The organism is Kitasatospora sp. P5_F3 (genome assembly GCF_054049135.1).
In genome coordinates this window covers 1-24,185 of the sequence record NZ_JBFUMY010000048.1, presented here as the reverse complement: position 1 = coordinate 24,185, position 24,185 = coordinate 1, and the positions used below count along the sequence as shown (strand labels likewise).

At 70.3% G+C, this 24,185-nt stretch carries 25 protein-coding genes and 1 pseudogene; 7 read left to right on the top strand and 19 right to left on the bottom strand.

What is annotated here, in order from left to right; genetic code table 11:
- Positions 1-20: 20 nt before the first annotated feature.
- The 3 genes from ACXJMZ_RS25280 to ACXJMZ_RS25270 all read right to left on the bottom strand — a co-directional run bounded on the left by ACXJMZ_RS25280 (position 21) and on the right by ACXJMZ_RS25270 (position 2,498).
- Positions 21-380, bottom strand: a complete 360-nt coding sequence (locus ACXJMZ_RS25280; protein WP_184915315.1) for an NADH-quinone oxidoreductase subunit A — start codon at positions 378-380, stop codon at positions 21-23.
- Between the two features lie 442 nt (positions 381-822).
- Positions 823-1,464 carry a response regulator gene (locus ACXJMZ_RS25275; protein ID WP_457032346.1) on the bottom strand — a complete coding sequence of 214 codons (642 nt, stop codon included), beginning with the start codon at positions 1,462-1,464 and terminating at the stop codon, positions 823-825.
- Complete coding sequence (locus ACXJMZ_RS25270; RefSeq protein ID WP_457032345.1) at positions 1,461-2,498, bottom strand: sensor histidine kinase; 1,038 nt, start codon at positions 2,496-2,498, stop codon at positions 1,461-1,463. Before ACXJMZ_RS25270 ends, ACXJMZ_RS25275 begins: the two co-directional genes overlap by 4 nt.
- A gap of 153 nt (positions 2,499-2,651) precedes the next feature.
- On the opposite strand from ACXJMZ_RS25270, the gene ACXJMZ_RS25265 reads away from it, so the two are divergent.
- Positions 2,652-3,173, top strand: a complete 522-nt coding sequence (locus ACXJMZ_RS25265; protein WP_457032344.1) for a hypothetical protein — start codon at positions 2,652-2,654, stop codon at positions 3,171-3,173.
- On the opposite strand, the gene ACXJMZ_RS25260 is transcribed toward ACXJMZ_RS25265, so the two are convergent.
- On the bottom strand, positions 3,143-4,084 hold the full coding sequence (locus tag ACXJMZ_RS25260) for a DMT family transporter (RefSeq protein WP_457032343.1): 942 nt from the start codon (positions 4,082-4,084) through the stop codon (positions 3,143-3,145). The genes ACXJMZ_RS25265 and ACXJMZ_RS25260 overlap by 31 nt on opposite strands.
- A gap of 175 nt (positions 4,085-4,259) precedes the next feature.
- Here ACXJMZ_RS25260 and ACXJMZ_RS25255 point away from each other — a divergent pair, with 175 nt between their 5' ends.
- Together ACXJMZ_RS25255 and ACXJMZ_RS25250 are read left to right on the top strand one after the other, a co-directional pair.
- The gene (locus ACXJMZ_RS25255; protein WP_457032342.1) at positions 4,260-4,949 is read left to right on the top strand and encodes a peptidylprolyl isomerase; all 690 of its coding nucleotides are present in this window, start codon (positions 4,260-4,262) and stop codon (positions 4,947-4,949) included.
- Positions 4,950-5,009: 60 nt separating this feature from the next.
- The gene (locus tag ACXJMZ_RS25250) at positions 5,010-5,330 is read left to right on the top strand and encodes a MazG-like family protein (RefSeq protein WP_457032341.1); all 321 of its coding nucleotides are present in this window, start codon (positions 5,010-5,012) and stop codon (positions 5,328-5,330) included.
- A 3-nt stretch (positions 5,331-5,333) separates the two neighbouring features.
- On the opposite strand, the gene ACXJMZ_RS25245 is transcribed toward ACXJMZ_RS25250, so the two are convergent.
- From ACXJMZ_RS25245 to ACXJMZ_RS25210, 8 genes are all read right to left on the bottom strand, one after another.
- The gene (locus tag ACXJMZ_RS25245; protein WP_457032340.1) at positions 5,334-6,002 is read right to left on the bottom strand and encodes an NAD(P)-dependent oxidoreductase; all 669 of its coding nucleotides are present in this window, start codon (positions 6,000-6,002) and stop codon (positions 5,334-5,336) included.
- Between the two features lie 22 nt (positions 6,003-6,024).
- Positions 6,025-6,927 (bottom strand): sigma-70 family RNA polymerase sigma factor, encoded by a 903-nt coding sequence (locus ACXJMZ_RS25240; RefSeq protein WP_457032339.1) that lies wholly within the window; start codon positions 6,925-6,927, stop codon positions 6,025-6,027.
- A 142-nt stretch (positions 6,928-7,069) separates the two neighbouring features.
- Positions 7,070-8,353, bottom strand: a complete 1,284-nt coding sequence (locus tag ACXJMZ_RS25235) for a geranylgeranyl reductase family protein (RefSeq protein ID WP_457032353.1) — start codon at positions 8,351-8,353, stop codon at positions 7,070-7,072.
- 81 nt (positions 8,354-8,434) lie between these two features.
- Positions 8,435-9,133, bottom strand: coding sequence for a demethylmenaquinone methyltransferase (locus ACXJMZ_RS25230; protein WP_457032338.1), 699 nt, complete (start codon positions 9,131-9,133; stop codon positions 8,435-8,437).
- A 194-nt stretch (positions 9,134-9,327) separates the two neighbouring features.
- On the bottom strand, positions 9,328-9,903 hold the full coding sequence (locus ACXJMZ_RS25225) for a hypothetical protein (protein WP_457032337.1): 576 nt from the start codon (positions 9,901-9,903) through the stop codon (positions 9,328-9,330).
- 189 nt (positions 9,904-10,092) lie between these two features.
- Positions 10,093-10,692, bottom strand: a complete 600-nt coding sequence (locus ACXJMZ_RS25220) for a hypothetical protein (RefSeq protein WP_457032336.1) — start codon at positions 10,690-10,692, stop codon at positions 10,093-10,095.
- Positions 10,692-11,900, bottom strand: a complete 1,209-nt coding sequence (gene mqnC / locus ACXJMZ_RS25215; protein ID WP_457032335.1) for a cyclic dehypoxanthinyl futalosine synthase — start codon at positions 11,898-11,900, stop codon at positions 10,692-10,694. Before mqnC ends, ACXJMZ_RS25220 begins: the two co-directional genes overlap by 1 nt.
- A 96-nt stretch (positions 11,901-11,996) precedes the next feature.
- Entirely contained in the window at positions 11,997-12,869 is an 873-nt protein-coding gene (locus ACXJMZ_RS25210; RefSeq protein ID WP_057227624.1) for a menaquinone biosynthetic enzyme MqnA/MqnD family protein, read from the bottom strand.
- Positions 12,870-13,219: 350 nt separating this feature from the next.
- Here ACXJMZ_RS25210 and ACXJMZ_RS25205 point away from each other — a divergent pair, with 350 nt between their 5' ends.
- Together ACXJMZ_RS25205 and ACXJMZ_RS25200 are read left to right on the top strand one after the other, a co-directional pair.
- A complete protein-coding gene (locus tag ACXJMZ_RS25205; protein WP_057227626.1) occupies positions 13,220-13,423 on the top strand; it encodes a cold-shock protein in 204 nt (67 codons plus the stop codon).
- Between the two features lie 169 nt (positions 13,424-13,592).
- Entirely contained in the window at positions 13,593-14,585 is a 993-nt protein-coding gene (locus tag ACXJMZ_RS25200) for a bile acid:sodium symporter family protein (RefSeq protein ID WP_457032334.1), read from the top strand.
- Here the strand turns inward: ACXJMZ_RS25200 and ACXJMZ_RS25195 are convergent.
- Positions 14,582-15,052, bottom strand: a complete 471-nt coding sequence (locus ACXJMZ_RS25195; protein ID WP_457032333.1) for a DUF1453 domain-containing protein — start codon at positions 15,050-15,052, stop codon at positions 14,582-14,584. The genes ACXJMZ_RS25200 and ACXJMZ_RS25195 overlap by 4 nt on opposite strands.
- A gap of 68 nt (positions 15,053-15,120) precedes the next feature.
- On the opposite strand from ACXJMZ_RS25195, the gene ACXJMZ_RS25190 reads away from it, so the two are divergent.
- Positions 15,121-15,717, top strand: coding sequence for a TetR/AcrR family transcriptional regulator (locus ACXJMZ_RS25190; protein ID WP_457032332.1), 597 nt, complete (start codon positions 15,121-15,123; stop codon positions 15,715-15,717).
- A gap of 10 nt (positions 15,718-15,727) precedes the next feature.
- Here ACXJMZ_RS25190 and ACXJMZ_RS25185 read toward each other — a convergent pair.
- The 5 genes and pseudogenes from ACXJMZ_RS25185 to ACXJMZ_RS25165 all read right to left on the bottom strand — a co-directional run.
- Positions 15,728-16,081 (bottom strand): annotated as a pseudogene (locus tag ACXJMZ_RS25185) (Uma2 family endonuclease); the annotation flags it as partial.
- A gap of 1,013 nt (positions 16,082-17,094) precedes the next feature.
- A complete protein-coding gene (locus tag ACXJMZ_RS25180) occupies positions 17,095-18,150 on the bottom strand; it encodes an HTTM domain-containing protein (RefSeq protein ID WP_457032352.1) in 1,056 nt (351 codons plus the stop codon).
- Positions 18,151-18,220: 70 nt separating this feature from the next.
- Positions 18,221-18,943: a DUF5819 family protein gene (locus ACXJMZ_RS25175; protein WP_457032331.1), complete on the bottom strand. Its 723-nt coding sequence runs from the start codon at positions 18,941-18,943 to the stop codon at positions 18,221-18,223.
- Positions 18,944-19,041: 98 nt separating this feature from the next.
- Entirely contained in the window at positions 19,042-20,325 is a 1,284-nt protein-coding gene (locus ACXJMZ_RS25170; protein WP_457032330.1) for an ice-binding family protein, read from the bottom strand.
- A 663-nt stretch (positions 20,326-20,988) separates the two neighbouring features.
- Positions 20,989-22,317 carry a dicarboxylate/amino acid:cation symporter gene (locus tag ACXJMZ_RS25165; protein WP_457032329.1) on the bottom strand — a complete coding sequence of 443 codons (1,329 nt, stop codon included), beginning with the start codon at positions 22,315-22,317 and terminating at the stop codon, positions 20,989-20,991.
- A gap of 377 nt (positions 22,318-22,694) precedes the next feature.
- Here ACXJMZ_RS25165 and ACXJMZ_RS25160 point away from each other — a divergent pair, with 377 nt between their 5' ends.
- On the top strand, positions 22,695-23,927 hold the full coding sequence (locus ACXJMZ_RS25160) for an MFS transporter (RefSeq protein ID WP_457032328.1): 1,233 nt from the start codon (positions 22,695-22,697) through the stop codon (positions 23,925-23,927).
- Between the two features lie 86 nt (positions 23,928-24,013).
- Here ACXJMZ_RS25160 and ACXJMZ_RS25155 read toward each other — a convergent pair whose 3' ends face one another.
- Positions 24,014-24,130, bottom strand: coding sequence for an LPXTG cell wall anchor domain-containing protein (locus ACXJMZ_RS25155; protein WP_457032351.1), 117 nt, complete (start codon positions 24,128-24,130; stop codon positions 24,014-24,016).
- Positions 24,131-24,185 lie beyond the last annotated feature (55 nt).

The following is a 24,185-nucleotide window of genomic DNA, read 5'->3' as shown; positions in this document are numbered from 1 at the left end:
ATGCGTTCACAAGGGGCTGCTCAGTCCCACTCCAGACCGCCGCGACGCCAGACGTAGGCGTAGGCGACGAAGACGGTGGCGATGAACAGGAGCATCTCGACCAACCCGAAGATCCCCAGGGAGTCGAAGCTGACCGCCCAGGGGTAGAGGAAGACGATCTCGATGTCGAAGACGATGAAGAGCATCGCCGTGAGGTAGTACTTGATCGGGAACCGGCCGCCGCCCACGGGCTGCGGGGTCGGTTCGATACCGCACTCGTACGCCTCCAACTTGGCCCGGTTGTACCGCTTCGGGCCGGTCAGTGAGGCCATCACGACGGAGCCGACCGCGAACGCCGCCGCGATGGCACCGAGTACGAGGATCGGCGCGTAGGCATTCATGGGCCCCCGCTCCCTCCGTCCGGTCGTCCTTGACTGCAGATCGGAACTGCCGGGTCACGCTGTGCTCGACCCGTGATCCAACTCGTGAGATCACCTCATGTGAGGCAGTTCACAAGGGCTGGAACGAGCGCATCCTATGCCCGTCGGCTTGTGACGTGCGACACGCAGTTCTGGATGATCTTTGTGATCTGCGCCACCTCGCAAAGCGCCATCAAGGCACCGGAGCCGTCTTCAATCAACACAGTGCAGGCAAGTGCTCACAAACCGTCGCAATCGCCTGTGAAGTGACTGGTCAGAGCGCTTCGCCTATATCAATCGGAGCGCATGCCGAGCAAATTTCAAGGAGCGAGGTTGACGTGATAGTGGGCCTCACTCGACCGGGTGGCACTCCCCGAACGCACGCTTGACCTTTCGTTCACAAGCGCACGAACGCCCGGTCCGACTACCGACGTTCGCCCCAGACCCGGGCCGCGATGCCGACCCGGTTCCGGACGCCGAGCTTGCGCTGGATGTTGGCCAGGTGGTTCTTCACCGTCCCGGCCGAGATGAACAGCCGCTCGGCGATCTCGGCGTTGGTCGACCCGTCCGCCACCAGTCCGGCGAGCTCGCGCTCCCGCGCGGTGAGCGGGACCTCCCCCGGGCTGGGCGCCGGTTCGGGGGCGGGCAGCGCGCGCAGCAGCCGGACCGTCAGCTGCGGGCTGATCAGGGTGTCCCCCGCCATCGCCGCCCGGACCGCCTCCACCAGCAGCGCCGGGCTGGACCGCTTGAGCAGGAAGCCGGTGGCCCCGTTCCGGAGCGCCGTGTGCACGTACTCGTCCAGGTCGAAGGTGGTCACCACGACCACCTTCAACGGGTCGGCCACCTCAGGACCGGCCAGCTGCCTGGTCAGCTCCAGGCCGTCCAGCTTCGGCATCCGGATGTCCGCCAGCACCACGTCGGGCCGGAGCAGCCGGGCCTGTTCGAGCGCCGACGCCCCGTCGGCCGCCTCCGCCACCACGGTCAGATCGGGCTGGGCGTCCAGGATGATCCGGTACGCGCTGCGGATGTCGTCGTGGTCGTCGGCCAGCAGGATCCTGACGCTCATGAGGCTCCCTCGGTCGGCAGCGGAAAGGTCGCGGTGACCAGCCAGCCCCGCTCGGCCCGCCCCGCCTCGAACGTACCGCCCAGCGCCTCGACCCTGGCCGCCAGCGCGCTCAGGCCGTGCCCGCCCCGCCGACGTGCCTGGTGCTCGGCCGCACCGCCGTCGTCGGCGACCGTCAACTCCAGCTGACTGTCCCTTCTGTGACGCAGCGTCACCAGCACGGTCCGAGCTGCGGGGGCGTGCCGCCGGATGTTGGTCAGCGCCTCGACCACGATCCGGTGCACGGTGGCCCCGGCCTCCCGGCCGACCGGTCGCTCCGGCAGATCGAGCCGGACCTCTGCCGCCCCGGTGGCGGTGAACCGCTCGGCCAGCGCCGGGAGTTCGGCCAGCCCCGGCTGCGGGGCCCGGCGGGCCGCCTCCTCGGTGCGGAGCAGCTGTACGGTCCGGTCCAGCGAGGCGAGCGCCTGCTGGCCGGACTGCTCGATCCGCCGGAACACCTCGGCCTGCTCCGGGTGCCCGGCTGCCAGGAACCCGCCCGCCTGGGCCAGCGCGACCATCCCGCTCACGTCGTGGGCCACGAAGTCGTGCAGGTCGTGCGCGAGTTCGAGCTGCTCGGCCCGGCGGGCGGCCGCCACCTCACGGTGCCGGAGCCCGTCCAACGACCAGAGGTAGCCGCCGACCAGCGCTGCCCCCAGCGCCCCGACCGCACCGAACCCGAGCAGCCCGACCTGCTCCCAGCCCTCGACCGGGGCCGCGTACCGGAGCGGCCAGCAGAGCAGCGCCACCGCCAGCGCCGCGGTGGCCGCCCGGCCCCGGCCGGTACGCACCGTCACCGTCACCAGGGCCAGCAGCCCGGCCAGTTCGACCACCCCGAGCAGCCCGGCCGGACCGCCCTCGCCGAAACCGCCGCGCGCCGCCCCGAAGGCCGTCAGCCCGAGCGACACCGCTCCCGCCACCGCCGTCGGCCGTGGCCGCCTCGTCCACAGCGCGGCCGCGACCGCGAGCACCGGAACGGCGCTCCCCCACTCCTCGATCATGCGTCCAGCCTAGGCACGGACGCCCGATGTCGCCTGTGCCGAACGGCACATGACGGGGCGTCGAGGCGTCCGCAGACCTCCCGATCGGCATCTGCCACCGGTACCGGCCCCGCCGCGAGGCTGGAGGCACACCGAAACGAGAGGAACCCCCCGATGACCACCGTTGCCGCTCCCTGGGCAGTCCGCACCGCCAAACTGGCCGCCCTCACCACCGTCCCGTCCGGCCTCTGGCGGCTCGCCCTCGGCGTCGGCATCCCGGTCGGCTTCTCCGGCGCGACCGAACAGCAGATGACCGCCCACATGCCGGGCTGGGGCACCGTCTACGTGATCGCCCTGAGCGCCCTCGCCGAGGCACTCGCCTTCCTCACCCTCGGCCTGGTCCGCCCCTGGGGCCGGCTGGCCCCACGCTGGCTCCCCCTGATCGGCGGCCGCCGGATCCGCCCGCTCGCCGCCGTCCTCCCGGCCGCCCTGGGCGCGATCGCGGTCACCGCGCTCACCTTCACCGCCGGCCTCGGCGGCTGGTCCAGCCCCGAAGCGATGGGCGACCCGGAGGCGCCGCACGGCCTGGCCGGCCTGGTGATGACCCTCTGCTACGCGCCCCTGCTGCTCTGGGGCCCGCTGCTGGCGGTCGTCACGGTGGACTACTACCGCCGTTCCAGGGCCGGTTCGCGCTGACCCGTCGTCACCGGGACCGACTCGGGAGCCGGCGCTGCGGTGCGGCGGCCCCACTCGGTGCCGAGCAGTACCAGCAGCGCGCCGAACAGGGCGAGCGGGCCGAGGTGGTCGCCGGCCAGGGTGATGCCGAAGACGGCGGCCCAGAGCGGTTCGGTGCCCAGCAGCAGGGAGACCCGGGACGGGGAGGTGGCCCGGACGGCCCAGGTCTGGACGAGGAAGGCGAACAGCGTGCAGAGCAGCGAGAGATGCAGCAGCAGTGCCCAGTCGGCGGCGCCGTAGGAGGCGGCCAGGCTGACCGGGGAGGGGCCGACGAACGGCGCGACCAGGGCGAACACCAGGGTGGCGGTGGCCAGTTGGACCCAGGTCAGGGCGCTGGAGTCGGTGCCCCTGACACTGCGGAGCCTGGACATGGTGAGCACGTTGACGGTACGGACCACGGCCGCGCCCAGCACCAGCAGGTCACCGAGGCCGGGCATCCGGAAGCCGCCGCCACCGGTCAGCAGCGCGACGCCGAGCACCGAGAGCCCGGCCGCCGCGACGAACACCCGGGGCAGCGCGGTCCGGCTCAGCGCACTCTCCGCGAGCGGGGTGAACACCATGGTGAGGCTGATGATCAACCCGGCGTTGGTGGCCGAGGTGTGCACCGCCCCGTACGTCTCCAGCAGGAAGATCGCCCCGAGCACCAGCCCGAGCACCGCACCGCCGAGCCACTCCCGGACCGTCAGCTTCACCAGCGCCCGCCAGGTGAAGAGCGCCAGCAGCGGGAGCACCAGACCGAACCGGAGCACCAGCATGGCCACCACACTGTCCGGCGTGGCCACGTTCTTGACCGCCAGGAAGCTGGACCCCCAGACCACCGCGACCCCGAGCACCGGCAGGTCGCGGATGGTCTGAGCAACGGACGTACGCATGAGGGTGCTCCTCCGAGGGCAGGGCAGGCCGGACCCGTACGCCGTCGGACGGAGAACAACCACCGGTGGGTGGCGGCGGGCCATCGTCGCTCACCCGGGCCCCTGTGATCAACACCTTTCCGGCGACCTGACGTGGTGCATACCGACCGGGCGGCTGGGCATGGATGATTGGTCCATGTCAATCTATTCTTCGGAGGCACCCCAAGTGCTGCGCAAACACTGGGCGTTACTGTCCGCCGCCACCACTGTGCCGCTCCTGCTGACCACCTCGGTCGGCGTCGCCGACGCCGCCCCCGTCGCCACGGTGACCTGCGCCTACACGCCGGCCGTGCCCGCCGACAACTTCAAGGGCATCCCGGTCTTCGACGCGAAGAAGGCCGCCCAGCCGTACAGCGCGACCCTGCGGACCACCCAGGGGGCCATCACCTTCAAGGCGTTGACCGGCCAGGCGCCCTGCACCACCTTCTCGTTCCGCTTCCTGGCCGAGCACGACTACTTCGACAAGAGCCACTGCCACCGGCTCACCACCGAGCGGATCTTCGTCCTCCAGTGCGGCGACCCGACCGGCACCGGCAGCGGCGGCCCGGGCTACTCCTTCCCGGACGAGAACCTCACCGGCGCCACCTACCCGGCCGGCACCGTGGCGATGGCCAACGCCGGGCCGAACACCAACGGCAGCCAGTTCTTCTTCGTCTGGAAGGACACCAAGCTCTCCCCCGCCTACACCCCGTTCGGCCAGGTCACCGCCGGTCTGGACGTGCTCCAGAAGATCGCCGCGGCCGGCTCGGACTCGCAGAACAACCCCGGCGACGGCTACCCGAACCTCGTCCCCACCTTCAAGAGCGTCAAGATCAGCAAGCGCTGACCGCCGCTCCCGTACGGTGGTGCCCGCCGACCACCCCCACCACCGCACGGGAGCACCGCCATGGACGCCACCACCTGGGACACCCTCGACCGCCTGGTCGCCTGGCTCGACAGCGAGAGCCAACTCTCGGAGAGCGACGAGAAGTTGCTCCGCATCCTCAAGGTCACCGAGGAAGCGGGCGAGGTCGCCCAGGCCGTCCTCGGCGCCACCGGCCAGAACCCCCGCAAGGGCACCACCCACACCTGGACCGACGTCCAGCACGAACTCTGCGACGTGGTCTTCGCCGCGATGGTCGCCCTCCGCACCCTCACCCCGGACGCCCGCACCGTCTTCGCGGAGCGGATGGCCTACGTCGACCGGCGCTCCCAGCAGCAGCTCTGAGAACTACCGGGCCACGCCCAGGGTGTGGCCGACGGTGTCCGGGCGGGTGAGGGTGGCGAGCATGCAGTGGGCCACGTCCGCGCGGGAGGCGGTGCTGCCGCCGGGGAGGTTGCGGTCGAGGGCGGTGCGGTAGCCGGCGGTCAGTGGGCCGTTGGTGAGGCGGGGCGGGCGGACCGAGGTCCAGTCGAGGGGGGCGGCGCGCAGGACATCCTCCATCCGGGCCAGGTCGGCGTAGTGCTCGCGGAGGAAGATCCGGGTGAGCGGGGCGCCGACGTGGCGCATCAGGAAGGTGTCGCCCGGGTCGTGCTTCGGCGGGTTGGGGCGGGCCGGTGAGGCGACGGTGCCGATCGGGGCCGCGCTGAGGGTGACGATCCGTCGGACGCCCGTGGCGCGCATCGCGGCGACGATCGCCTCGGTGCCGCGCCAGGCCACCCCGGGCTCCGAACTGGACGTGGCGCCAAGGGCGGAGAGCACCGCGTCGGCCCCCTCGACGGCGGCGGCGAGCGCCTCGGGGTCGGGGTGCGAGAGGTCGGCGGTGACGGTCCGCACCGACGGCTCCGTCAGCTTGGCGGGGTTGCGGACCACGGCGGTGACCTGGTGGCCGGCCGCCAGGGCCTGGGTGAGCAGGTGGCGGCCGGTGGCACCGGTCGCGGCCAGGATGGTGAGCTTCATGGTGGGCTCCCTTGAAGAGATGTCAGCTGAGGTGGGCGAGCTTCTCGGGGTTGGTGACGAAGTAGATCCCGGTCACCAGGTCGCTGTCGGGGGCGAGTTCGAGGACCAGCACCGCGAACGGCCGGTCCCCGGCGTACAGCAGCGCGGAGGGGTCTCCGTTGACCTGACCGAACACCACCCGGAGCCGCGCGGCGTTGCGCGAGCCGCCCCGCAGCAGCACGGTCGCGACCCGGTCCCGGCCGTGCACCGGCAGGCGCCCGGCCGCCGTCGCCTTGCCGCCGCCGTCCGCCCACATCACCACGTCCGGGGCGAGCACCTGCAGCAGGTCACCGAGGTCGCCACCGCCCACCGCCGCCGCGAACCGCTCGGTCACCCGGCGGCGCACCACCGGATCGGCCTGGAAGCGCGGACGCCTGGCCTGGACGTGTTCCCGCGCGCGGTGGGCGAGTTGGCGTACGGCAGCCGGGCTGCGGCCGAGGATCGCGGCGGTCTCAGTGTGCTGGTAGCCGAACACCTCGTGCAGCACGAAGACCGCCCGCTCCACCGGCGTGAGCGTCTCCAGCACGACCAGCAGGGCCATCGACACCGACTCGGCCCGCTCGGCATCGACGGGTTCGGCGTCCGTGGTGAGTAGCGGCTCGGGCAGCCAGGGCCCGACGTACGTCTCCCGCCGCCGCCGGACCGCGTCCTGCCGGGCCAGCGCCTTGTTCACCGCGATCCGCACCAGGTACGCCCGGGGGCTCTCGATCGGTTCGCCGTCCACCGACCCGGCCCGGGCCACCCAGGCCAGCCAGGTCTCCTGCAGCACGTCCTCGGTGTCGGCGACCAGCCCGAGCATCCCGTAGACCATCGAGAACAGCAGCTCCCGGTGGGCCACGAACACCTCGGTGGCAGCGGCCTGGTCGGCCGGGGTGTGGTCGGACATCGGATCTCCTTCGCGTCACATCCTGAGAGTGGAACGACGGCCGGAGTGTGACACCCGACCCGCGACCGTGACGCGGGGCACACCGAAACGCCACCGGCCCGGCCGGAGAGTTCCGGGCCGGGCCAGTGCGGAGACGTAGGGGTCAGGCGTTGGGCGCCACCTTGGCGAGCCCGTTGATGATGCGGTCCATCGCGTCGCCGCCCTGCGGGTCGGTGAGGTTGGCCAGCATCTTCAGGACGAACTTCATCAGGATCGGGTGGGTCAGGCCGCGCTGGGTGGCGAGCTGCATCACCTTGGGGTTGCCGATCAGCTTCACGAAGCCGCGGCCGAGCGTGTAGTAGCCGCCGTAGACGTCCTTGAGCACCGCCGGGTAGGCGTGCAGGGCGCGCTCGCGGCCCGTGTCGGTGATCCGGGCGTGGGCCTGGACGATGACGCCCGCGGCCAGCTGGCCTGACTCCATCGCGTAGGCGATGCCCTCACCGTTGAACGGGTTGACCATGCCGGCCGCGTCGCCGACCAGCAGCAGGCCCCGGGTGTAGTGCGGCTGCCGGTTGAAGGCCATCGGCAGCGCGGCGCCCCGGATCGGGTCGGTCATGTTCTCGGGGGTGTAGCCCCACTCGGCGGGCATCGAGGCGCACCACGCCTTGAGCACCTCGCGCCAGTCCAACTCCCCGAACGCGGGCGAGGAGTTGAGGATGCCGAGGCCGACGTTGGAGGTGCCGTCGCCCATCCCGAAGATCCAGCCGTAGCCGGGCAGCAGCTTGCGGTCGCCGCCGCGGGTGTCCCAGAGCTCCAGCCAGGACTCGAGGTAGTCGTCGTCGTGGCGCGGCGAGGTGAAGTACGTCCGGTACGCGACGCCCATCGGACGGTCCTCGCGGCGGTGCAGCCCCATCGCCAGCGAGAGCCGGGTGGAGTTGCCGTCGGCGGCGACCACCAGCGGGGCGCGGAAGGTGACCGGACGCTTCTCCTCGCCCAACTTGGCCGTCACACCGACGATCCGGCCGGTCCGGTCGTCCAGCACCGGGCCGGTGACATTGGCGCGCTCGTACAGCCGGGCGCCGGCCTTCTGGGCCTGACGGGCCAGCAGTTCGTCGAAGTCGGCGCGCTTGCGGACCAGTCCGTAGTCCGGGAAGGACGACAGCTCGGGCCAGTCCAGCTCCAGCCGGACGCCGCCGCCGATGATCCGCAGACCCTTGTTGTGCAGCCAGCCGTTCGAGGTCGAGACGTCGATCCCCATGTCCACCAACTGCTTGGTGGCACGCGGGGTCAGGCCGTCGCCGCAGACCTTCTCGCGCGGGAACTCGGTCTTCTCCAGCAGGAGCACGTCCAGACCGGCCTGGGCGAGGTAGTACGCGGTGGTGGCACCGGCCGGTCCGGCGCCGACCACGATGACGTCGGCGGTGCTCTCCACGGTCTCGCTGCTCAGGTCAACTGCGGTCTCGGACACGGCGGGGCACACTCCTGCGATGCGGTCGGCTGGCTTGGACGAGTCTAGCTACGGCTCCGGCTACGACGCGGGCTTGAAGCCACGGTGCAGCGCGACGATTCCGCCGGTGAGGTTGCGCCAGGCGACCTTGGACCAGGCGGCCTGCTGCAGCCGGGCGGCCAGTGCGGGCTGGTCGGGCCAGGAGCGGATCGACTCGGCGAGGTAGACGTAGGCGTCCGGGTTGCTGCTGACGGCGGTGGCGACCGGCGGCAGCGCGCGCATCAGGTACTCGGTGTAGACCGTGCGGAACGGCGTCCAGGTCGGGGTGGAGAACTCACAGATGACCACCCGGCCACCGGGCTTGGTGACCCGGTACAGCTCGCTCAGCGCGGCGTCGGTGTCCTGCACGTTGCGCAGCGCGAAGGAGATGGTGACGGCGTCGAAGCTGTCGTCCGCGAACGGGAGCTTGGTCGCGTCGCCTGCGGTCAGGGCGAGTTCGGGATGCCGGCTCTTGCCCTCGGTCAGCATGCCGAGCGAGAAGTCGCACGGGACGACGTCCGCGCCCGCCTCCACGAACGGCAGCGAGGACGTGCCGGTGCCGGCGCCCAGGTCGAGCACGGTCTGGCCCGGCTGGGCGGCCACCGCCTCGGCCACCGCACGGCGCCAGGCGCGGGCCTGACCGAGGGAGAGCACGTCGTTCGTACGGTCGTACTTGGCGGCGACGTCGTCGAACATCGCGGCGACTTCGTGCGGCTGCTTGTCCAGGGAGGCTCGGGTCACGCCCCCATTGTTCACCACCGCAACGCTGCGCCTTCCGCAGGGGCTCAGCCGTCTACCGCCCAGGGGCTCGGGGAACTGCGACGGTTCGTGGCTGGCGGGTCAAAATGCAAAGTGCCCGACCGCCTACGCACGGATCACCTTTTTCGAGGTCGGCGTCGCAGTTCCCCGAGCCCCTGCCTTCCGGAGGTGGCACCTCAGCGGAGCGCCCGGCGGCGGCCGGGCTTGCGGCGGCGGGAGCGCTTGCCGTGGCTGAGGGCGGGCATGTCGTTGGTGAAGGACTCGGTGGCGAAGGCGACCGTGGTGCGGACCCGGGTGACGGGGGTGCGGGCACGGTGGTGGCGCCAGATCCGGGCTGCGCAGAGGGCGAACAGGACCAGGGCGATCGGGACGCTGGTACGGGCCAGGCCGACGCCGGCGGGCTGCGGGTAGCGGTTGCCGCAGACCCGGACCGCGCCGGGGTCGGCGGCGGCGTACTCCAGGCAGATCGGGTCACCGGTCTTGGCGTGCTCGGGCAGCCAGAGGTCGGTGGCGGTCAGCGGGCGGCCGTCGGCGCGGTAGCTGATGGAGCTGTAGGTCGCGCTGCCCGCCGGGAGTTGGGTGATGGTGCCCTGGACCTGGACCGGGTTGGCGCCGATCCGGTCGGCCTGGTCGGCCTGGCGCCAGCCGAGCAGGCACATGCCGAGCGCGAGCACCGCGCTGAGCACGGCCGCGAGGTACCAACCTCGACCGAGGCGCGCGTTGCGCGGGCGGAGAGCGGTCGCGGATCGCATGGTTCCTGTCGGCTTGCCGGACCGGGCTGGGGAGGACCCGGTGAAGTGCACCCATCCGCAGTACGGAGGGCTGACCGGGATCGTAACCGCTGGCGACCCCTCAGGTCACGGCGAGCATCAATCAGTTTGTGTGAACAAAGCGGGTGTTAGTGCACCCACCTCTTCCTGACGGCCCGCCAGGCGGACCGGTCAGCGGCGGCGGTACAGCAGCCGTCCGCCCAGCACGGTGGCCAGGCAGCAGCCGGCGCCGGTCCGTTCGAGCTCGGCCACCGACGAGGCGGCGAAGACCGCGAAGTCGGCCCGGCCGCCGACGGTCAGCGGTCGGTGTACGACCGAGGCCAGCGTGCCGCCCGCGAGCGGGTCGAGCCCGCCCGGTGCACCGGTCCCGGGCAGGGCGGTCAGCCCCGAGCGGGTCACCGCGGTCCGTACGGCGGGCAGCGTGAAGGGGCCGGCCAGCGCGGTCACGCCGTGACCGAGCAGACGTTGCAGCCCGAGCCGGGCGCTGCCGCCCCGGCGCTCCTCGGGGACTTCGAGCTCCAACGGCTCGGTGCCCAGCTCCTCCCGGGGGTCCGGGTGGTACGCCGTCTCCAGCAGCCACTGCCCGTACGGGTTGAGCAGACCCGGCGTCAGCAGCCCGTCCCACTCCCGCACCCTGGCCCCACGGTCGGCCAGCGCGGCGTAACTGCCCACCGCCGCCACGAGCGGGCCGTCGACCAGCACCGCCCCGTCGGGAATCGACGGGGCGGCGGGGTCCACGACCAGGACGGCGGCCCGGTGCAGAGTGAGCATCAGGTGGTGGAGAGGATCTTCAGCTCGGGGTGCGCGGTGCCGCCTTCGAGCGCGGTGGAGGCGATGTGCGAGGCCACCCGGGGGTCGACCGGGTCGTTGGCCGGGTCGTCCAGCACCCGCAGGTGCTGGTAGGTGGTGGAGCGCTGGGCCGGGGTGCGGTCGGCCGCGCGGATCAGGTGGATCAGCTCGGTCAGGTTGGAGCGGTGCTTGGCACCGGCCATCGAGACCACGTTCTCCTCCAGCATCACCGAGCCGAGGTCGTCCGCCCCGTAGTGCAGCGAGAGCTGGCCCGCCTCCTTGCCGGTGGTGAGCCAGGAGCCCTGGATGTGCGCGATGTTGTCGAGGAACAGCCGGGCGATCGCGATCATCCGCAGGTACTCGAACACGGTCGCCTGGGTGCTGCCCTTGAGGTGGTTGTTCTGCGGCTGGTAGGTGTACGGGATGAAGGCCCGGAAGCCGCCCGTACGGTCCTGCACGTCGCGGATCATCCGCAGGTGCTCGATCCGCTCGGCGTTAGTCTCGCCGGTGCCCATCAGCATGGTGGAGGTGGACTCGACACCCAGGCCGTGCGCGGTCTCCATGATCTCCAGCCAGCGCTCGCCCGACTCCTTGAGCGGCGCGATCGCCTTGCGCGGCCGCTCCGGCAGCAGCTCGGCGCCGGCGCCCGCGAAGGAGTCCAGGCCCGCCTTGTGGATCCGGGTGATGGCCTCCTCGACCGAGACCTTGGAGAGCCGGGCCATGTGGTCGACCTCGGAGGCACCGAGCGAGTGGATCACCAGCTGGGGGAACGAGCCCTTGATCGCGGCGAACGCGGTCTCGTAGTACTCGACGCCGTAGTCCGGGTGGTGGCCGCCCTGGAACATCACCTGGGTGCCGCCCAGTTCGACCGTCTCGGCGCAGCGGCGGAGGATCTCGTCCAGGTCGCGGGACCAGCCCTTGTCGCTCTTCGGCGCCACGTAGAAGGCGCAGAACTTGCAGGCCGTCACACAGACGTTGGTGTAGTTGATGTTCCGTTCGATGATGTACGTCGCGATGTGCTCGGTGCCCGCGTAGCGGCGGCGACGGACGGCGTCGGCGGCGGAGCCGAGCGCGTGCAGCGGCGCGGAGCGGTAGAGCTCCAGCGCCTCCTCCGGGGTGATCCGGCCGCCGGCGGCCGCGCGGTCGAGGACGGCCTGCAGGTCGTGGGCGGAAAGGGTCTGCTCGGACACCTTGCTGGCCTTCTTTCTCTTCCGACGTCGGACGCGAACCAGCCTACGCCAGCCCCGCCACGCCTCCTCGGGCGTGTCGGGGCCTGCGCGGGGTGGTCAGGCGGGCTGGAGCAGAGTGACCGTCACGTCCGGGGCGAAGCCGCTGTCGTGGCCGATCCGGCGGGCGAACTCGGCGATCCCGGCGAGCTGCCGCTCGCCGAGCGAGAAGTCCAGCGCCTGGCTGAAGTACCGCTCCAGTACGGGCGCGTCGAAGGACTCCCAGCGGGCGGCCTGCGCGGCCACCTGGCCGGCCTCGGCCAGCGAGAGGTCGCGGGACTCCAGGAAGGCCCGGTGCACGGCGGCCACCGTCTCCGGGCTGCGCTCGGCGTAGTCGCGGCGGGCGGCCCAGACCGCGAAGACGAACGGGAGGCCGGTCCAGTCCTTCCACATCGCGCCCAGATCGTGCACCGCCAGGCCCTGTTGCGGGGCCTGCTCCAGCGAGGCGCGCAGCGCCGGGTCGCCGATCAGGACGGCGGCGTCGGCCTCGGCGAGCATCGCGTCCAGGTCCGGCGGGGCGGTGAAGTACTCGGGCCGGACGCCCTCGCGCTGCTCCAGCAGCAGCCGGGCCAGCCGGACGGAGGTGCGCGAGGTGGAGCCGAGGGCGACCCGGCGGCCGTCCAGCTCTGCCAGCGGCAGCTTGCTGACGATCACACAGGACATCACCGGGCCGTCGCTGCCGACCGCGATGTCGGGGAGCACCACCAGCTTGTCCGCGTTGCGCAGGTACTCCACACAGGTGATCGGGCCGATGTCGAGGGCGCCGCGCACCAGTTGGTCGCTGAGCTTCTCGGGGGTGTCCTTGGTGAGGTCGAGGTCGAGCAGGTTGCCGGTCCTGGCCAGTCCCCAGTACAGCGGAAGACAGTTGAGGAACTGGATGTGTCCGACCCTCGGCCTTACCGCCGCCGAGCCACTCGTGTCCTGACCGGTCACCGTGCGTCCTTCCTACCTGCCCGTTTCGTGTGCTCTCCGCAGCGTATGCCCGTTGACACCGACGGGGTGGTCAGGGGCCTCTGACGATCTGTGCCACGCGCGCGCGGGACACGAGCAGCGTGGCCTTGGTCACCCCTGGTCGGGGCTGCCGCTGCGTGCTACCGTTCCATCCAGTTGCAGTTTGATTCCCCTTGCAGTACTTGAAGCCTGCGGAGCATGTAACCGCGGGCTTTTTGTAGTTTTTCAGCGATATCGAAAAACTCCGGACCCTTCCGGAGGCGGGGCGATCAGCGCAGCGGACCGGTTCCACACGGTGTGGTTACCGAAACGTCCCTCGCAAGGAGAACGGCATGGCTCAGGGAACCGTCAAGTGGTTCAACGCTGAGAAGGGCTTCGGCTTCATCGCCCAGGAGGGCGGCGGCCCCGACGTCTTCGTCCACTACTCCGCCATCAACGCGAACGGTTTCCGCTCGCTGGAGGAGAACCAGGCGGTCTCGTTCGACGTCACCCAGGGCCCGAAGGGCCCGCAGGCGGAGAACGTCACCGCTATCTGATTCATCTCCTCTGATGATCTGATCGCTCTGGACCCCATTTCGGGTCCGGCGGCGGCCCGCACGGCCGCCGGTACGAGCATGACGAGTAACACCAAGGGGGCCCGCCACGTCTTCGGACGCGGCGGGCCCCCTGCCTCTCTCCCGGCCCCCGCCGGGCATGATCGGGGCCATGCACCTGCTACGGGCCTTCGACCGCCAACTGCACCGGATCGGGATCGACGGCTACCTGCTCCTGCTGCTCGGCACCGTCGGCCTGGCCACCCTGCTCCCGGCCCGGGGCACCGCCGCCGAGGTCGCGAGCGGGTCGGTGAGCGTCGCGGTCGGACTGCTCTTCTTCCTGTACGGCGCCCGGCTCTCGCCCCAGGAGGCACTGGCCGGCGCCCGGCACTGGCGGCTGCACCTGCTCATCCTGGGCAGCACCTTCGTACTCTTCCCGCTGCTCGGCGAGGCCACCCGGCTGCTCCCGTCCGCCGTGCTCGCCCCACAGTTGGCGACCGGGGTGCTCTTCCTGACCCTGCTCTCCTCCACCGTCCAGTCCTCGATCGCCTTCACCTCGATGGCCGGGGGCAACGTGGCCGCCGCGATCTGCGCCGCCACCTTCTCCAGCATGGTCGGCATTGTGCTCACACCGCTGCTCGCCGCCTGGCTGCTGGCAGGCAGTGCGGGGGTGCAGATCAGCGGACAGCAGATCCTGGACATCGTGCTGCAGCTGCTGGTCCCGTTCGCCCTCGGGCAGCTGCTCCGCCGCTGGGTCGCACCCTGGCTGCGGCGGCACCGCTGGCTGACCATGCTGGTCGACCGCGGTTCCATCCTGCTGATCGTCTACACCGCCTTCAGCGAGGGCGTCACCGAGGGCATCTGGAGCCGGGTGACGATCCCTCAACTGCTCTGGCTGGCCGCGATCTGCCTGGCCATGCTCACCCTGGTCCTGCTCTTCACCGGCACCGTCTCCCGCCGCCTCGGCTTCTCCCGGGCCGACCGGATCACCACCCAGTTCTGCGGCTCCAAGAAGAGCCTCGCCAACGGCCTCCCGCTGGCCACCATCCTGTTCCCCGCCGCAGCGGTCGGGATGGCGGTGCTCCCGCTGATGGTCTTCCACCAACTCCAGCTGATGGTCTGCACCGTGCTGGCCCGACGCTGGGCCCGGCAGACAGCCCCCTAGCGTTCGGGAGCGAACGGGACACCGACGGCCAGACCTCGCAGGCCGACCACCAGCGCCTCACCCAGGAAGCCGACGCCGATGCCCAGTTGGGCCGGGCGGGCCTGCTCGTGCATGCCCAGCCGACTCGCCAGCAGGCCGTATCCCGCCGTGATCAGGAACGAGACCACCAGTACCAGAAAGGTCCGCCCGGTGTAGCGCTGCCAGAGCACCCCGTCCCGGGCGAAGACCTGCACGGTGGAACCGCGCACCGCGCCGAGTGCGACACCCAGCAGGGCGCCGGGGACCAGCCAGGCGAAGTCCGCTCCGGTCAGACCCTCCGCCCGGGCCAGCGCGTACACCCCGAGAGCGGTCAGGACCACCGGGGGCGCCAACAGGTCCCGCGCGTTGAGCGGTTCACCCCGCAGCCGCTTCACCACCACGGCGGTCACCACCGCGACCACCACCACTGCCCACAGCCAGCCGTTCATCCCCGAACCCCTTATGTAGCACGCCTATGCCAAAAAGCAATCTAGCTCGACCGTGCTATAACGGCAAGATGCCGAAGATCGTGGACCCCGCTGCCCGCCGCACCGCCGTGGCCGAGGCGGTCCTGCGCGTCGTCGGCCGGGACGGCCTGGAGGCCGCGTCGCTCCGCAACGTCGCCGAGGAGGCCGGGCTCGCCATCGGGTCCGTCCGGCACTACTTCGGGGACCACGACGAACTGATCCTGTTCGCCATGCAGGAGCTCGGCCGCCGGCTCGATGCCCGGGTCCGCACCCACGTCGCCCCACTGCTCGCCGAGGGCACCGACCGCCGCCCCCGGATCGAGGCCCTGCTCGCCGAGTTCCTCCCCCTCGACGCAGCACGCCACCAGGAGGCCGCCCTCTGGCTGGCCTTCGTCACCGCCGCCCGCACCCGCCCCCAGCTCCAGCCGCACGCCCACCGGATGCAGGAGTCCCTGCGCACGCTGCTCGCCGAACTCCTGCGCCGCGCCCGCTCCGCCGGCGCCCTCCCCGACGACCTGGACATCGAGCTGGAGACCCTCCGCCTCTCCGCCCTCCTCGACGGCCTCGCCCTCCAGGCCGTCATCGAGCCGCACCGCGTCACCCCCGAGGTGCTCCGCACGGTGCTCAGCCGACACCTGCGGTACTAGCGAGGCACGACTAGAACCGATCGGTGGCCAGCTCGACGCCGAAGGGCTCCGGCAACCGGATCGGCGTCCCGAACGGGTTCGGCCCGTCGACCCGCATGTAGCCGAGCGGCCCAGGGTCGGAGAACACGGTGCAGGCGCGCTCCTGACGGTCGACCAGGAGGTAAAGCGGGGCACCGTACTCGGCGTAGCGACGGCGCTTCACCACCCGGTCGGTGTCGCCATTGGAGTCGGCGGTCACTTCGACCACCAGCAGGGTCTGATCAGGCACCAGTACTCCACCTGCATCCACCACATGACTCGGCACTGCGGCCAAATCGGGGATATACCAGTTGCTCGATCCGGGCAGGTCGAGATTTCCCGCACCTGGTAATGGCGTACTTCAGCGCGAACTCAGGGTTCACCTGCTGGTAGGGATACTCCTCGGGCGCAGCGCTCACGACTCCTCCATCACCACCCCCCAAGCTACCGCCGGGACGCCACCCAGTGGCCGAGGTGCACTCCAGCGGGTGACGGCCCGCCCCCGGTGGGGACGGGCCGTCAGGTGAGGCCGGGTCAGGCGGCCGGCACCTTGTCCTCGGCGAGGAGGTCGCCGGTGGGGTTGTTGTAGGCGTTGAGGTCGAGGGTCTTCTCGCGGGCCGCGACCAGGATCGGGAGTCGATGCGTCGATCGACCGCCCCGGCCGTCTCCGCGTTCCTGGTCCCGCGGCGAGGTTCTGGACTATGCCAACCAAGATCGTTCCTCGGCGTGTCCCGTGGAGTCCGTCCGTGTTCTACGGCTGAATGTCCCTGCGCTGTGTGGTCGGGAGGGGCTGCTGTGGGGCAGTGATCCGCTCAAGTGCCCGCCGCCCGTCGTCATCGTGGGCATCGGGCCCTGACCGGCGCCGGTCAGTCGACGGCCGAAGCGGTTGGGGGCAGCATTGGCCTGCTGCCCCCAACCGGATACGGGCCGAGCAGGCCAGACCCCGAAAACCCGGGGCCGCCTCTCGAGTTCCCGCCGACCAACCGCCCAGGCGCGCGTACAGAGGTGCGCGGCACTGTAGACGGCGGCCACGCCAGGCGGCCAGACGTGTGGGCGCCTGACCTTCCCGACAACCGTCACCCTCTCCCAAACGGTCCCGTGATGAAGCGGGGACCCGCCGCCACGAACCGTTCGTGACCATACGGTTACATGGCCCGTAGGCGGAGGGCGCCATCCCGAGCCGGACACCGCTACGGGGCCTCTCGATCTCGGCCGCATGGACCCCGGCGCGCGGGCGGAGCAGGGCCTCGCAATGCCGCAGTTCCAGTCGCATGTCGGAACTGGTCCTGCTGCGCCTTTGGCCGTACCGCTCATCACGCCTTCGTCCGCTGCCGAATCGGCTCCTCGCCGGCTTCGACCTCAGCCGACGGATCCGGGCTGGGGCGGTACGAAGGAGGAGTCTGCCGTGGCGGAGGATCCTGTCCCCACCGCACCTTTCCTGTTGAAGGTGCGCTGCCACAGGTGTCCCACAGACGTGTAGAAGCGCTCTGGAATGAATACCGCATCAGCAATGATCATCGCCCCGGAGAAGAGGGGGAGCCCCATGAGGACCGCGATGCCTGTGTGCATGCCGAGCAGCAAGGTCAGGACGGGGTACTTGAGCCTGCCGAACAGGACGAACGGGAACGCGACTTGCAGCAGCACAGTCAGGTAGCTGGCGACCGCGACCAGGATCGGATGACTGTCCACCAGGAAAGACAGCGCGGGCCACGGCCTGAACAGATCAAGGTTCATGACGTAGTGGAGGGCAGTCCCGTTGGCCCAGGAGCCACCCTGCACCTTGTACAGCCCTGCGGAGCCGTAGACGATGCAGACCTGAGCCGCGATGACGAACATGGCGCAGTTGTGCAGCACCGTGGTCAAGAGGCGACACGCCGCGCGGAGGTGGTGCCGGAGAGTGGGCGTTCCCGGGCTTGCCGCCAGCACTCCGGCCTCGGCTCGGGGACCGCGCAGACGCGTCCTGCGTGCGTCGAGGGACCAGCGTCGGCCACAGGCGGTGAACGGGAGGTAGACGGCCATGAGAAGAATGAGGTTGTCTCCCCCGTCCGTCATGTAGATGGCCCTCGCGTGGAACGAGGCCACCACGACCGCAAACAGGACGGACACCACCCTGGTTCGCCAGCCGAGCATGAACAGTGCGGACGTGACGAGGGCCGCCGAGTAGCAGAGTTCGAAGTACACCTGACTGTCGGACAGGGTAAGGATGCTGAACCAGCCGGTCTGGTCGAACAGTTGGTTCGCCAGGGCCGGCGTCCAGGCTGAACCGGGGCCCCAGATCTCGTCGCGGTGGGGGAACTCCCTCAGCAGGAAGGCGAGGTAGAGCAGGCCATACCCGATCCGCAGCACCGCCGCCGCGTGGAGGTACACCGGCCGATCGGTCACGGTGCTGCCCAGCGCGCCGATGCGGGTGAGCATTCGCTGGTCGCCTGCGTCTGCGGTCAAGCGGGCATTGTGGCGCAGCGAGGATGTCGGAAAGGAAGTCCGCTCAGTTTCCATCGGGTGCCACCTTCCACCAAGGCAGGTACCTGGTGTCGACCGGGGTTGAGGAAACCGGGCGGGGACCGCCCGCCGTGGTGGGCGCAGCGATTGGCTGGGTGATCACCCGCAATTGGACAGCATCAAACGTACTGTCCTGGTGGGCAGCGACTCGCTCAACCGCAATATTGCGCAGGTATTCCTGCAGCATCCGAGCCCGCTCCGAATGCGGTTTGTCGTCACTGCCGTGTGATTCCAGATAAGCGGCCCAGGCCCGACGTAGCATGTTCTGCGTCGTATGACTGGGGAAGACATTGTGTTTGACATCGGAATCGTCAACTGCGCTCAGGTCGAACCAGTCGCCGACCTGGCGGGTTCCGTCTCGAGAGGTTCGTGCGGTTCTCACGGAAACCTGTCGAGTGGCGGACTCCGGGTCCGGGGCGAAGAGCCGCCAGTTCTGCTCGAACAGCGGGTTGATCCACGCATTGATCTGCCTGCTGTAAGCCTGGGAAAGCTGGTTCGGTGGTGCCACGTACATGAATACCAGAAGCACGTGGACGAGGGATGCCGCCAGGCACAGAGCCACGGCAACGGTCACGGCTGCCACCAGAGGACCCGGCGGCCCTGCGGCGATGACGGCGCCGTCGGCCAGTTTGCGGATCGGCCCCTTTACATCCCCTGAGGGGGTTCCATCCAACGCACGGCTTGGGCCGGTCCATCCCAATTTGACCACTCCTCGGCTCTGCTTCTCTGAGCCCTTCTGGCGGCGCGCGACAGCATTCGTGAAGGTCTGCCGCGCGCCGTAATCCGACTTCTGGCTCTGCGCATCAGCTACGCGGTCGCGTCGTGGCCGCCGTGGTCGCCGCCGTCGTCGCATGCGCAGTGATCGCCGTAGTCACCCTGGTCACCGTGGTCACCGCCGTGATCGCCGTGATCGCCGTGATCGCCGTGATCGCCGTGATCGCCGTGATCGCCGCCGTGATCACCGTGGTCACCGTGATCGCCGTGGTCACCGTGGTCACCGTGATCGCCGTGGTCACCGTGGTCACCGCCGTGATCACCGTGGTCACCGTGATCGCCGTGGTCACCGTGGTCACCGCCGTGGTCACCGCCTCCCGTGGTGGCGCCGCCGGTGGTTCCGCCCGCCGTGGCGCCGCCGGTGGTTCCGCCCGTCGTGGTGCCGCCGGTGGAACCGGCGATCAGGCCGCCCAGGAGTCCGCCCGTGGCGCCACCCGTCGTGAGGACCCCGCCCAGCAGACCACCCMGGGCCCCGCCGGTGGCGCCACCCGTGGTCGTCCCGGCGATCACGCCACCGGTGGCACCGCCCGTAGTGGTGCCGCCGGTGGTGCCGGCGATCACCCCGCCCGTGGTGGTGGCGGCCGCGCAGGTGGACCGCGTGATCACGTTGTTGTCCAGCGTGACGGAGCCGTTCCGTGCCAGCGCTCGCCCCTCGAGAGTCGCGCCGGTGTTCAGGCCGATCGAGGTCAGGGCCAGGATGTTGCCCACGAAGTCGGTACCGGTCCCAAGGGTGGCAGAGCTTCCGACCTGCCAGTAGACGTTGCACGGCGCCGCACCATTGATCAGGAGCACGCTGCTGTCAGACGCCGTGATCAGAGTCGAAGCGGTCTTGAACACCCAGACCGCATTGGGGTTTCCCTGGGCGTCCAGCGTGAGCTGGCCCGTGAGCTGCAAGGGGGCGTTATCGGCGCTGTAGACGCCCGGAACGAGCGTCAGGCCACCGAGCTCGGACGAAGCAAGGGTGAATTCCGTGGGCTGGCCGGCGGCGTTGTTGTACGCGGTGACCAGGCTGCCCTGGGCGTTCGCGGCAACTGCGTCCGTCTGGTGGATCGTGCCGTTCACCTGGATGGGCAGAAGTCCGGTGATCGACGACCCCGGGCTCACCCCGACGTCTCCGGTGATCGTGGTCGGACCGGTGTTGGTGACCGACTGGCCGCCCAGCACCGCGAAGCTTTCCGCCGCGCCGAGGGGAACAGCCGTGGCGGCATGGGCCGGCCGCAGCGACATCGTCATTGCGGCGGCGGCGACGAACACGACCGCCGCAAGCCAGGTGGAAACCGTGCGCCAGTGGGGCGCACCGGAGATATTCAGTGTCATCTAGAGGCCTGTTCCTGTGGGGGAAATAGGGCACGTCTGTGACTCTCGTCGCTATGAAACCAACCGTCGACGCCCCTTTTCTGAAAGCTGCGGGACTTTGGCCCGCCCGCAGTTCTCCGGAAAAGAGTTGTATCTTGCAGATCAGCCGGCATTAAAAATATGAATGCGATCCAGGTGAGTGAGTTCCAAAGAGTGTCGCTGTAGGCGATCCCGAAATGTCACACAACCGCATGGATGTATCCATGGATCGGCTGCTGTCCAGTTGCGCGAGTCGGCGGCGACTCGAAGGTTCAGCCCGCCAGGCCGACGAGCTAAATTCGGCACGCGGCCGTGCGGGATCGGTCGGCATTCCCTCCGAATGACAGGAGCTGACGAGACGCAGACTCTTGTTGATCGCCTGGGTTACGAAACCCTGCGACCCAGAACAGCGTGGCACGCCGTGGCGCCATCGTCACCGACAGACACGATCGTTCTTGTACTGGGCCTTACGGCGAGTCTCAGGTGCTGCTGAGAGCGCCTCCCAGCTCTCACGGGCCAGTGCGTGAAAGCGATGCCGCGGATCGTGGTCCCGAAGTGGGCGGGCCCGGCGGTCAGGTAGGTACTGCCGCCACAACAGCTCGAGCCCTCGCCCGATGGTCGGGGAGGGCTCGAGCTGTCTGTGCGTCAGGCTGCGACAGGCACCTGAGTGGTCTGCGCCGGGATAGTGGCCGGACGGTCTTCGAGGAGGTCGCCGGTGGGGTTGTTGTAGGCGGTGAGGTCGAGGGTCTTCTCACGGGCCGCGACCAGGATCGGGACGACCGACTGACCGGCCACGTTGGTGGCGGTGCGGATCATGTCGAGGATCGGGTCGATGGCGAGCAGCAGGCCGACGCCCTCCAGCGGGAGGCCGAGGGTGGAGAGGGTCAGGGTCAGCATCACGATCGCGCCGGTCAGACCGGCGGTGGCGGCGGAGCCGATCACCGAGACGAAGGCGATCAGCAGGTAGTCACCGACGCCGAGGTCGATGCCGTAGACCTGGGCGACGAAGATCGCGGCCAGCGAGGGGTAGATCGCGGCGCAGCCGTCCATCTTGGTGGTGGCGCCGAACGGGACGGCGAACGAGGCGTACTCGCTCGGGACGCCGAGCCGCTCGGTGACGCGGCGGGTGACCGGCAGGGTGCCGACCGAGGAGCGGGAGACGAAGGCGAGCTGGATCGCGGGCCAGGCGCCCTTGAAGAAGTTCAGCGGGTTGAGCCCGCCGACGAAGCGCAGCAGCAGCGAGTAGACGCCGAACAGCACGATCGCGCAGCCGACGTACACGTCGATGGTCAGGGTGGCGAAGGGCTTGAGCAGGTCCCAGCCGTAGACCGCGACGGACTTGCCGATCAGGCCGAGGGTGCCGAGCGGGGCGAGTCGGATGACCCACCACAGGGCGGTCTGGGTGAGGTCGAGGATCGCCTCGTTGAGCTTGCGGACCGGCTCGGCCTTCTCGCCCAGCTTGAGGACGGCGGCGCCGACCACGATGCCGAGGAAGACGATCTGGAGGACGTTCACCTTCAGGAAGGCGTCCGCGATGTTGGTCGGGATGATGCCGGTCAGGAAGTCGATCCAGGTGCCGGGCTTCTCCGGGGCCTTGAGGCCCTGGGTGGAGAGGTTGGCGCCCTCGCCCGGGTTGGTCAGCAACCCGAGGCCGAGGCCGACACCGACCGCGATCAGCGAGGTGATCAGGAACCAGAGCAGCGTACGGCCGGCCAGCCGGGCGGCGTTGGTGACGTTCCGCAGGTTGGCGACCGAGAGCACGATCGCGGTGAAGACCAGCGGCGGGACGGCCAGCTTGAGCAGCTGGACGAAGGTCTTGCCGATCGTGTCCAGGGTGGTGGTGAGCCAGGCGATGTCCTGGACCCGGGCCAGGTAGCCGAGGGCCAGGCCGAGGACCAGGCCGCCGACGATCTGGGCCCAGAAGGGGGTCTTGCGGACCTTCGCGAGGAAGGTGGGCGCGGGCGCTGTGGACATGGTGGTGCGGCTCCGAGGCAGGAGGAGGGGGAGAGATGGAGCAAGGGCGGCGACACGGCCGGGCCGACCACGGCGGGGAGCAGCCGGGGGCCTCAGGGGCGACGTGCCGCCTGGATACAGCTGACGGTGCGACAGCCGCTGTCCACGGCGCCGGGCAGGCACGCGCAGCGCATGAGCGCGGGGCCCATGTCGTACTGCCGAGGCGTGCCTGAGGTGGTCATGGGCGACAGATTAGCAACAAACCTTTGAGATGTTCAAAGGACTTGTTTGAACTACGGCCACGAACCGTCGACCCGGGACCAATTGACCCGATCCGGTTATACGTATAACTTGATGGCCTACCGCCGCCCTCCCCTGCCCTCAGGAGACCGAACCCCATGGGCTACCTCGCCCTGCTCCGCGCCCCGCACGTCACCCGTCTCCTGCTCGGCACCCTGCTCGGCCGCCTCCCCGCCGGGATGACCGCCCTGGTGATCGCCCTCGCCCTGCGCGAGGCCGGCACCCCGTACAGCAGGATCGGGCTGGCCACCGCCGCGTACGCGATCGCGGCCGCGATCGGCGGCCCGGTGCTCGGCCGGATCGTCGACCGGACCGGACAGCCGCGCGTACTGCTGGCCTCGGCCGTGGTCGCCGGGGTCGGGTACGCCCTGCTCGCACTGGCGCCCGGTTCGGCCTGGGCCGCCCCGCTCGGCGCGGCGATCGCCGGGCTCGCGATGCCGCCACTGGAACCCTGCCTGCGCGCACTCTGGCCCGCCGTGGTCGACGAGGAGCAGCTGGACACCGCGTACGCCTTCGACTCAGCCGCCCAGCAACTCCTGTACGTGGCAGGGCCGTTGGCGGTGGCCGGGATCGCCGCGGCGTTCTCACCGGTGACCGCGCTGTGGACCGCCGCCGGGCTCGGCCTGGCCGGCGCGCTGGTGGTCGCGACCGCCGCCCCCGCCCGGGCCTGGCGAGCACCCGCCCGGCACGCCTCCTCCGGACTGCTCGGCCCGCTGCGCTCGCCCGGACTGGTCCTGCTGCTGGTCGGCCTGGCCGGCGCGGGCTGGACCGTCGGCGCCCAGAACGTGCTCTTCATCGCCTACGCCGAGCAGCACCGGGATGGTCTGCCCGGCGGCGCCGGACTGCTGCTCGCGCTGGCCGCACTCGGCGGGCTGGTCGGCGCCCTCGGCTACGGCGCGGTGAAGTGGCGCAGCAGCACCGCCACCCGGACCTGGGTGATCGCGCTGGCGATGGCGGCCTCCTACCTGCCGCTGCTGCTGGTCCCGGCCCCGCTGCCGATGGCCGTACTGGCGCTGCTCTCCGGGATCGGGCTTGCGCCGCTGCTGGCCGCCGCCTTCGTGCTGATCGCGGAGCTGGCGCCGACCGGCACGGTCACCGAGGCGTTCGCCTGGCTGATCACGCTGTTCGCGACGGGCAACGCAGCGGGTTACGCCGTTTCGGGCGCCCTGGTCTCGCACTCGCTGACGGCGGTCGCCCTCTGCGCGGTCGGCGGCATCGGGCTGGGCGGGGTGCTGCTCTTCGGTGCGCGCCGTTGGTTCCAGGCGACGGCGGACACCACCAGGGGCTCGGGGAACTGCGACGCCGACCTCGGGAGCGTTGCACCTGCGTAAATGGCCAGGCACCTTCGCATTTTGCCCCGCACGCCGGATCTCGTCGCTGTTCCCCGAGCCCCTGGGTAGTGCAACTCAAGGTCTCACTAGTGGTGGCGCCCCCGGTGACGGGTGGTCAGGCCGAGCACCGCGCCCGCAGCCGCGAGAGCCAGGGCCAGCACCGCGAAGAACGCCGCCGGGAAGTCCGAGCCGGTGTCCGGCAGGCCGCCGGTCGGTGAGGCGGTCGGCTGCGGGCTCGGCGGGACCGGGGTGTCGGTC